The organism is Pseudoalteromonas sp. S3431 (genome assembly GCF_000690035.1).
Classification (GTDB): Bacteria; Pseudomonadota; Gammaproteobacteria; order Enterobacterales; family Alteromonadaceae; genus Pseudoalteromonas; species Pseudoalteromonas fuliginea.
This window is the reverse complement of sequence record NZ_JJNY01000097.1, coordinates 1-9,313: the sequence shown is the minus strand read 5'-3', so window position 1 is coordinate 9,313 and position 9,313 is coordinate 1. Positions and strand designations below refer to the sequence as shown.

6 protein-coding genes are annotated in these 9,313 nt (G+C 38.9%); 3 read left to right on the top strand and 3 right to left on the bottom strand.

Translation table 11 applies throughout. The features are described from left to right. Nucleotides 1–111: 111 nt before the first annotated feature. The 3 genes from DO88_RS01780 to DO88_RS01790 all read right to left on the bottom strand — a co-directional run bounded on the left by DO88_RS01780 (nucleotide 112) and on the right by DO88_RS01790 (nucleotide 4,101). Nucleotides 112–411, bottom strand: a complete 300-nt coding sequence (locus tag DO88_RS01780; protein ID WP_008134692.1) for a hypothetical protein — start codon at nucleotides 409–411, stop codon at nucleotides 112–114. 105 nt (nucleotides 412–516) lie between these two features. Continuing rightward, nucleotides 517–2,799 carry a TonB-dependent receptor gene (locus DO88_RS01785; protein WP_033040865.1) on the bottom strand — a complete coding sequence of 761 codons (2,283 nt, stop codon included), beginning with the start codon at nucleotides 2,797–2,799 and terminating at the stop codon, nucleotides 517–519. A gap of 438 nt (nucleotides 2,800–3,237) precedes the next feature. Further along, nucleotides 3,238–4,101, bottom strand: a complete 864-nt coding sequence (locus DO88_RS01790; protein WP_008137029.1) for a mechanosensitive ion channel family protein — start codon at nucleotides 4,099–4,101, stop codon at nucleotides 3,238–3,240. Nucleotides 4,102–4,800: 699 nt separating this feature from the next. Between DO88_RS01790 and DO88_RS01795 the strand changes: the two genes are divergently transcribed. The 3 genes from DO88_RS01795 (at nucleotide 4,801) to DO88_RS01805 (ending at nucleotide 9,296) form a co-directional block, all read left to right on the top strand. Beyond that, the gene (locus tag DO88_RS01795; RefSeq protein WP_033040863.1) at nucleotides 4,801–6,936 is read left to right on the top strand and encodes a M3 family metallopeptidase; all 2,136 of its coding nucleotides are present in this window, start codon (nucleotides 4,801–4,803) and stop codon (nucleotides 6,934–6,936) included. 114 nt (nucleotides 6,937–7,050) lie between these two features. Further along, nucleotides 7,051–7,896 (top strand): carboxylate/amino acid/amine transporter, encoded by an 846-nt coding sequence (locus DO88_RS01800; RefSeq protein ID WP_007376881.1) that lies wholly within the window; start codon nucleotides 7,051–7,053, stop codon nucleotides 7,894–7,896. Nucleotides 7,897–7,970: 74 nt separating this feature from the next. After that, nucleotides 7,971–9,296, top strand: a complete 1,326-nt coding sequence (locus DO88_RS01805) for a glycerophosphodiester phosphodiesterase family protein (protein WP_033040862.1) — start codon at nucleotides 7,971–7,973, stop codon at nucleotides 9,294–9,296. Nucleotides 9,297–9,313 lie beyond the last annotated feature (17 nt).

The window sequence follows — 9,313 nt, the reverse complement described above, 5'->3', positions numbered from 1 at the left end:
ATTTTCTTAACGTTAAATAGAACCCATATATAAGCAGATTGGTATTATTTAACCTAAGCTAAATTTTGACAATAAAAAAAGGCGCCTTAAGCACCTTTTATATAAATACAGTTATTGCGTTAAGCCTGCTGGCGGCTCACCCGTTGCTTCCTCACCCGTATCAACATCAACAAGCTCATAGCCACGCGTTTTGCGCATAACTTTAAGTACAGGTTTTTCAAATGCTGTTTTTAAACGCTCTGAGTCATCTTTTAATTCATCTAATGTTGTACCAAAAGGGGCTGCGCCTGTTTCTGACCAGTTAGTTACTTTGCCGTTCAAGTTATATTCCACTTCGTGTATTTGATATTGCGCTGCTTCGTCTTTCGTTGCTTCACAAAAAATTATACGGTAATTCCAAAATCCAGCCATCTTTTTATCTCTTTAAATTAATTAACGCTACTTTACCAGCTTTATAAAAACATAAAAGCCTGCACAAGGCAGGCTTTTAAAAATTAATATAATTTAAGGTTATCTTTAGAAGAAGTTAACTTTAAACTCAGCGCCAACATAGCGTTCTTCATTAACCATTGCTGTGTTGTTATTAAAGTCGATTGCACCAATAGCAACTTGCTCATCAAATAAGTTACGAGCAAAAACAGCTACTTCGTATTCATTATCATCCTGAGCCCAAGTATAACCGGCGCGCACACCTACTTCTGTTAACGGCTTGCCTTCAAACTCAACCGCTTCATATAAGAAGAAGTTAACTTTACTGCGGTACGATACATCGGTGTAAGCGTAAAAGTTACCATCGGCTAGTTCTTTTGAATAACGAAGTGTTATGTTAGAAATAAACTCAGGTGCATTAGGTAAGCTATTACCATCAATGATTGCTCTGCCATTCACTGTCGTATCAGTAATATGCAATGTGTCACGATCTGGTACAGGAATGGTAATGCTGTTATCTTTTAACTCTGTTTTGTTATAACTAAAGTTAAACGTGGCATTAAGCTCATCAGTTAATACCCACTCGGTATCAAGTTCAAAACCATAACCTGTTGTCTTATCTGCATTGAGCAAACTTGTGGTATTTGCAGTCCCACCTACAGCAGTTAATTGCTGATCATCCATAGTAAAATAATAAATACTCGCATTTACACGCCCGCGACCATCAAGTACGTCTGATTTGAAACCTGTCTCATATGAAGTAACAGTTTCAGAGTCAGCTGTAGTAACCTCGTCAGAGAACGTGATACGACCTTGAATACTAGGAGCGCGGAATGTATTTGCAACTCGTGCATATAAATTAACATCATCATTTAATTTATAAGACGCTGAAATATCCCAACTTACATGATCATCACTTACATCAGTTGTACGGGTGATATCGTTTGTACATTGTATCAAGTTATTTAGGCAGTCATCGCTAACTATTTTACGTACTGCTTCAAAGTCTTTTTCATCGTCAGAGTAACGAAGGCCAGCCGTTAGTTTTAAATCATCAGAAACAGTGTAATCTACAGAACCAAATACAGCCCAAGCTTTAGTATCTTGCTGTTGATTAACGTAACCGTTTAACGCGCCCCCAGCTAACGTATTGTAGCCGAAGTTTTCAATCGTTACTGATTCATCAAAATAAAATAAACCGGTTTGAAAATTAACATCGCCGTCAAAGTTACTCGCTAAACGTAATTCTTGCGTGTATTGGTCGTGATCTGGTAAACCACTTTCACTTTCTGATGGGAATGGAATTGAACCTGGACCATGAAACTCACCTAAAAAGTCAGCACCATAACCACCATCAATATCGCCACGCGAGTTTACTTCTGCGCTTTCCCAACCTGAAATTGAAGTAATAGTGTAATCATTAAAATCATATTCTAGCTTTAAGCTTAAACCTTGTGCATCAACAGTTTGCTTTTCACGTGCTGCTGCATCGTGGTAAACAACTTTATAATCAAAGTCATCAACTAGATCGTTAGTGCCACTTTTAATTGCATTCGCACGAAATGGAATAGGTGTGCCATCCATATTACGTACGTGATAATTAAGTAAGGCTGAAAAATCATCTTTTTCATATAAAAATTGGATACGTGCAGCTCTATCGGTGTAACCACCTAGTACATCATCTTGCTCAAAACCTGGCGCACGGTTATCAATAAAATTATCTTTGTCTTGCCAAAGAACAGAAACACGTGCTGAAAGATTATCAGTTAAACCACCACCCACCGCGCCTCTAAAATCAACGGCACTGTCTGTGCCATATGATACTGAGCTAAAACCTTCAAATTCTTGGCTAGGTTTAACCGAATCAAATTTTACAAGACCAGCCGGTGTATTACGGCCAAACAATGTACCTTGCGGACCACGTAAAACCTCTACGCGCTCAACATCAAATACAGGGAAACCTTTTAGAATCGCATTTTCTTGAACGATATCGTCAACAACCAGTGACACAGGTTGTGATGCATTTAAATCAAAGTCGGTATTGCCTAAACCACGAACATAAAAACGTGGAAATGTACGGCCATAAGAAGACTCAATCGCTAAACTTGGAATTTTCGCATTCATAAAGCGAATATCCATACCGGCAGAGCTATACACATCAAGGTTATCACCTTGTAATGCAGATACTGCCACGGGTACTTCTTGAGCGTTTTCGACACGTTTACGAGCGGTTACTTGAATAACTTCTAATTGGTTGCTTTTTTTAGCTGTTTCTTGCGCAGCTAAAGAAGAAAATGAAGTACCTGCTACTGCAGAGAACAACGTTGCGTTAATTAGGGTTGCTAACGTAGATCGTTTCATTGCTTTCATGTTGGGTTTAACCTTTTGTGTGCACTCTTATTCAACGGTTTATGTGTTGCGCAATTTATACCATGGAGGTAGATTGCGGGTTCGACCAATTTTTCGCGTCTTGCTATAGGCTGCGCGGACCTTATTATCGAGAGTACAAAAACGATGTTATAAGGCTGAACGAACGATCGATATTATACCACCACGTAATAATTTTACTGCAAAAAGATGAGCAAAAAAGTAAACTCTTTTGCAACATTTAACTACACGTTATGCCATTTTTATACATTTAAAGGTATAAAACACAACAAATAAGGACATATGTCCTTATAAAAAAACACCAAACAAAGTAGCCACTTGCACTTTTTAAACAAAAATAAAAAACAGGAACATAGTTTGAAAATAAAAAAGCTGCACACGGCAGCTTTATTTTTTATGGATTCAGATAACTGAATGTTTTTATTTGATACGCTTAAGTGCAATTTCACCATCTATATGAATATCACGCTGCGGGAAAGCAATCACTACATCATGCTCTTCAAATACAGCGTAAATACTAAAGCGAATATCACTGCGTACTTTTCTAAGCATAGTCTCCGACTCTGCGCACACCCAAAAAATAGCGTTAAATACAAGTGAGCTATCTGCAAAGTCATCAAATAGTACTGACGACTTTGGATTAGCCAATATAGCTTCATGGTCATCAAGTACTTGCTGAATTAGCTTTTTAACCAGCAGTACGTCCGATCCGTATGCAACACCAACGCTCACCGCTGAACGCGCATTACCATCAATTAGTGTCCAGTTAGTTACTGTATTTTCTAATAGCTGGCTATTGGGTATCAGCATATGCACACCATCGTTTCGGCGTATACGTGTTGAACGTGTATTTATTGTCTCTACAACCCCTTTTGCATCACCCACTTCTAAAAAATCACCAATACGAATTGGTCGCTCCCACATCAATATCCAACCACTTATAAAGTTGTTGATAATATTTTGTGCACCAAAACCAACGCCAATAGCAATAGCGCCCGATACGAATGCAAATGCAGTAACGGGGATACTAAGCACTTCTAAGGACGTAAAAACTAAAATCGCAATGCTTATAATAAAGTAGATACGAGTGAATAAATGCACCGCGTCTTGGCTTAACTTTTTTGCTAGTAAGGTTTTTTTTATCAACTTACCAATACGCGTAACAACAAACCAAATGGCGAAAAGTATTAAAGGTACTTTAATGATTTTTGCAACGGTAATATGTACATCGCTGTAACTAAATACAACGAAGGCAAGAATTTGGTTTATGTGTTCTAACGTCATTTATTTTCCAATACAAGCAAGGAGCGCTTTAAAGTTAAATCGCTATAGAGTGAAAGTGATTCAGTGTTGGGTAAGTTTAGCACGTCATAATATAACTTAAACACACTGTTAATAAGTTCAATATGCACTGATTTAACTCCTACTGCAGCAAGTCCCCTCTAGTTATTAAAAAGTGGCGCGAGGTTTGTAACCTAGTGGGCTCAGTAAAAACCGAGCAAAGCTTCCGCATCCTGCTCACGCCCCTTATCTACATCCTGTAAGCAACAAAGAGTTAATCGTCCTTAGAAATAACCCGACGGGCAGCGCATGCTTGGTCTTTGTGCTACGTTATCGCCTTTTTATGGGGAATAACCGCACTTCATAGGCTCTGCCTTGCCTAAAAACCAAACATACTGATGCAAGTTCAACCACCAAAGTTCAACACGCCCTAACCTACATTTTAGAGCATCGCAATAAAATAGGGTGTCTACTTGCATAGCAAGAGTAAATGTATAAACAGCGCCTCTTTTGATACTCACTGTAGTTAAAACGATGTTTTAGAGCTGTATTTACCTACCTAAATGCCTGTTATTAGCTAATTTGCGTTCAAATCCCGCTTAATATCGATAAACTTTATTGTATATAAATCAGAATTTGGTAAGTTAACTGGGTTTTTAAACTCATAAAGCCTATTCCGGCTAATCTTTCTATGGAGTTATTATGCGTAAGACACTGATCGCCACTACTATTGCTAGTGCCCTAATACTATCGGCCTGTTCATCAGATGAAACAACAAAAACGGCAGAAGAAGGCGCAGCACAAGTGCAAGACATGAACGCAAACAATATTTTATTTAAACCAAGCCCATTGCAATATATGGCGCCAGAATTTGATAAATTTGGCACAAAAGACTACGAAGCAGCGTTTGATGCTGGTATTGCACAGCACACAGCGCAAATTGAAGCTATTGCTAATAACCCAAAACCTGCAACATTTGAAAATACATTAGTTAAAATGGAGCTATCAGGCGAGTTATTGAACCGCGTATCGGCTGCTTTTTACAACTTATCGGGTTTAATTTCAGATGACGAATACCAGCGCATTGATGAAAAAATGGCGCCGGTATTATCAGCTCACTCAGACGACATTTACTTAAACGGTGCATTATTTAAGCGCGTACAAACAATTTATGACAATCAAGATAAATTAAATGCTGAAGATCAACGTCTAGTTGACTTTTACTACAAGCAGTTTGTAAAAGCAGGTGCTAAATTAAATGACGCTGAAAAAGCTAAAATGCGTGAAATTAACTCAGAGCTAGCTCAACTGTCGACCGCGTTTTCACAAAACATTTTAAAATCATATAAAGAAGACGTCATTGTCGTTACTGATAAAAGTAAATTAGCCGGTCTTTCTGAAGGTGAAATTGCAGGTCTTGCAGCTTCTGCTAAAAAGGCGGGTAAAGACGGCTACATGATCACGTTAGTAAATACAACGCAACAGCCTATTTTAAGCAGCCTTGAAAACCGCGACCTGCGTGAGCAAATTTTTAAAGCTTCTGCAAATCGTGCTGCAAAAACTAACGGCCCTATCATAATTAAAGAAACCAACCTACGCGCTCAAAAAGCAGAGCTTTTAGGTTATAAGGATTGGGCTTCTTATGTAATGACATCGCGTATGGCGCAAACAACTGACAATGTATATGGCATTCTAGACGACCTTGCGCCAAAAGCAGTTGAAAAAGCCAAAATAGAAGCAGCCGCTATTCAAAAAGTGATTAACGATTCAGGCGAAAGCTTTGAGCTTAAACCATGGGATTGGACTTTTTATGCTGAAAAAGTACGTGCAGAAAAATACAACTTAGACCCAGCACTTGTTAAGCCATACTTTGAAATGCAGTCGGTAATTCACGACGGTTTATTCTTCGCGATGAATAAACTATATGGCATTACGTTTAAAGAACGTAAAGATCTTCCCGTTTATCATGAAGATGTAACTGTATACGAAGTATTTAACGCTGATAACAGTGCTATCGGCTTATTTTACTTAGACCCATATGCACGTGAAGGTAAACGTGGCGGTGCATGGATGAGTGCATACGTAAGCGAAAGTGGCTTAAAAGGTACTAAACCAGTTATTTACAATGCGCAGAACATTCCAAAACCTGCTGCAGGCGAACCTACGCTAATGACGTTTGACGAAGTGTCTACTATGTTCCATGAATTTGGTCATGCTGCACACGGTTTATTCTCAGATGTTAAATACCCAAGTTTAGCGGGTACTGCAACGGCGCGTGACTTTGTTGAATTTCCGTCGCAAGCAAACGAAGATTGGATGATTGAACCAACGGTACTTGCAAACTATGCTAAGCATTACAAAACAGGTGAGCCAATTCCACAAGCTTTACTTGATAAAGTACTTGAATCGCAAAAATTCAACCAAGGTTACGGCACTACTGAATATTTAGCCGCTGCACTACTTGATATGGAATGGCATTCATTTGGTTCTGATGAAAAAATTACTGATGTTCAAAAGTTTGAACAAGACGCGCTAGAAAAACACGGTATTGCTTACTACCCTGTTCCACCGCGTTACAAATCAAACTTCTTTAGCCACACATTTGCAGGTGGTTATTCAGCAGGTTACTACGCGTACCTATGGACTGAAGTGTTTGCAGCAGATGCCTTTGCACATATGGAAAACAACGGCGGCTTAACACGTAAAAATGGTGACAAGTTCCGTAAAGAAATCCTATCAAAAGGTAACAGCCGCGACTTAATGCAAAGCTACATTGAGTTTAGAGGTCAAAAACCAACTACCGACGCATTACTTAAGCGCCGTGGTTTAGTTGAGTAAATAACTTAATTTATTAAGCTCACTTTTATAAAAGCCCGCTTGCGGGCTTTTATTGTTTATACCCTCACATATAACAGATAAACTTAGCTCAATATTTATTAAAAGATGATGGTTATGCAGTACTTATTTACAGTCACTTTGCTATGGGCATTTTCGTTTAGTTTAATTGGTGTGTACTTAGCAGGACAAGTTGACGCTTGGTTTAGCGTATTAATACGCATAGCACTAGCAACACTGATTTTTTTACCTTTTTTAAAGCTTAAACAAACGCCTAAACCTTTAGCCTTAAAGCTTATGCTGATTGGCGCTATACAACTTGGTGTTATGTATAGCTTTTACTACCACTCATTTTTATTTTTAACCGTTCCCGAAGTGCTGCTATTTACTGTAATGACTCCTTTGTACATTACCTTGCTAAATGATGCATTGAATAGACGCTTTAACCCACGCTTTTTTATAGTCGCGCTTATTGCTGTAATCGGCGCAATTACTATTCGTTACGAAAACCTAAATAACAATTTCATAATCGGTTTACTATTAGTTCAAGGTGCTAATATAAGTTTTGCTGTAGGCCAAGTCACCTATAAACGCTTAATGAATAAAAATCAACTTGATGATAAAACCGTGTTCGGATGGTTTTTTATAGGCGCACTTATTATTGCCATAATTTGTTATGCATTATTTGGCAATTCAAACAAATTACCAACCACTTCTACTCAGTGGGGCATACTGATTTATTTAGGGGTTGTTGCATCAGGCCTTGGTTACTTTATGTGGAATAAAGGCGCAACCCTTGTCAACGTTGGAGCTCTAGCAGTCATGAATAACTTACTTATCCCAGCAGGGATTATTGTTAACGTGCTTATTTGGAACAGAGACGCTGACATAGTTAGGTTAAGTATTGGAGCAGCTATAATGTTAGGTGCATTATTGGTCAATCAAATGCTTAATAAAAAGTGAATTAATAAGTTTGTAGCTAAATTGTCATTAATAATCATTAAGGTAGTACAAATTTTACTTTTTAAGGATAAACAATGAAACGTATTACCTTACTTACAAGCTGTATATTGTTAGCCGCACTTGCAGGCTGTGATGACGATGTAGAAATAGTAGAAAAAGAAGTGGTTGTTACCAACACCGAAGTGGAAATTGTTGAAGTACCTACGCCCATTGTTGTAGAGGTTGCTGAAGGCGCAAATATTCAGCTAGGCACTCGCCCCGACTATTTAATTGATGATATGGCGCAAAGCACACTAAAAACAAAATTAGAGTCATGCAGCGAAGGGCCATTTTATCGTACTGATTTTTCCATTGGTCATCGCGGTGCGCCAATGCAATACCCTGAGCATACTAAAGAAGCCTACATTGCTGCAGCCAGAATGGGCGCAGGCATTGTTGAATGCGATGTTACATTTACAAACGACAAAGAGCTTGTTTGTCGCCACTCTCAATGCGATTTGCATACCACAACTAATATTTTAGCCATTCCTGAACTTGCAGCGAAATGCAGTGTGCCATTTACACCAGCCAATCCTGCTAATGGTATTGCTGCATCAGCTAAATGTTGTACCAGCGACATAAGCTTAGCGGAATTTTTGACCCTTGAAGGTAAAATGGATGGTGCAAACACTAATGCAACTACCGTTGCCGATTACATGGATGGTACACCAAGTTGGCGCACTGATTTATATGCCACCAACGGCACATTGATGACCCATAAACAAAGCATTGCACTGTTTAATGAGCTGGGTGTAAAAATGACCCCAGAACTAAAATCGCCACAAGTAAGTATGCCATTTGATGGAATGACACAAGAGCAATATGCGCAAAAAATGCTAGACGAGTACACACAACTGGATGTGCCAGCCTCAAAAGTTTACCCGCAATCATTTAACCTTGATGACGTAAAATACTGGATTAACAACAACCCTGACTTTGCAGACAAAAGCGTATACCTAGATGGTCGCGACAGTGAAGCCGGTTTTGATCCAAGTAACCCGCAAACATGGCAACCGAGCATGGATGAACTTGTTGCCGATGGCGTTAAAATTTTAGCCCCTCCTATTTGGATGATGCTAACAATAGATAGCGAAAACAATATCGTCCCCTCGCAATATGCAATTGACGCTAAAGCGGCAGGTTTAGCGCTTATTGCATGGAGCCTTGAGCGCTCAGGCCCGCTAAATGAAGGCGGCGGTTATTACTATCAATCAATTGCTGATGTTATAGATAACGATGGCGATATGATGACGGTTGTTGATGTACTTGCAAAAGACGTGGGGGTTATGGCTATATTTTCAGATTGGCCTGCTACGGTAAGTTATTACGCTAGTTGTAATAAAATGCCTGCAAGTATTTAATACCAATCTGCTTATAT

What these genes read in the sequence shown, in the direction of transcription:
- DO88_RS01780 (WP_008134692.1), bottom strand. Translation starts at nt 411, where the DNA reads ATGGCTGGATTTTGGAATTACCGTATAATTTTTTGTGAAGCAACGAAA.
- DO88_RS01785 (WP_033040865.1), bottom strand. Translation starts at nt 2,799, where the DNA reads ATGAAAGCAATGAAACGATCTACGTTAGCAACCCTAATTAACGCAACG.
- DO88_RS01790 (WP_008137029.1), bottom strand. Translation starts at nt 4,101, where the DNA reads ATGACGTTAGAACACATAAACCAAATTCTTGCCTTCGTTGTATTTAGT.
- DO88_RS01795 (WP_033040863.1), top strand. Translation starts at nt 4,801, where the DNA reads ATGCGTAAGACACTGATCGCCACTACTATTGCTAGTGCCCTAATACTA.
- DO88_RS01800 (WP_007376881.1), top strand. Translation starts at nt 7,051, where the DNA reads ATGCAGTACTTATTTACAGTCACTTTGCTATGGGCATTTTCGTTTAGT.
- DO88_RS01805 (WP_033040862.1), top strand. Translation starts at nt 7,971, where the DNA reads ATGAAACGTATTACCTTACTTACAAGCTGTATATTGTTAGCCGCACTT.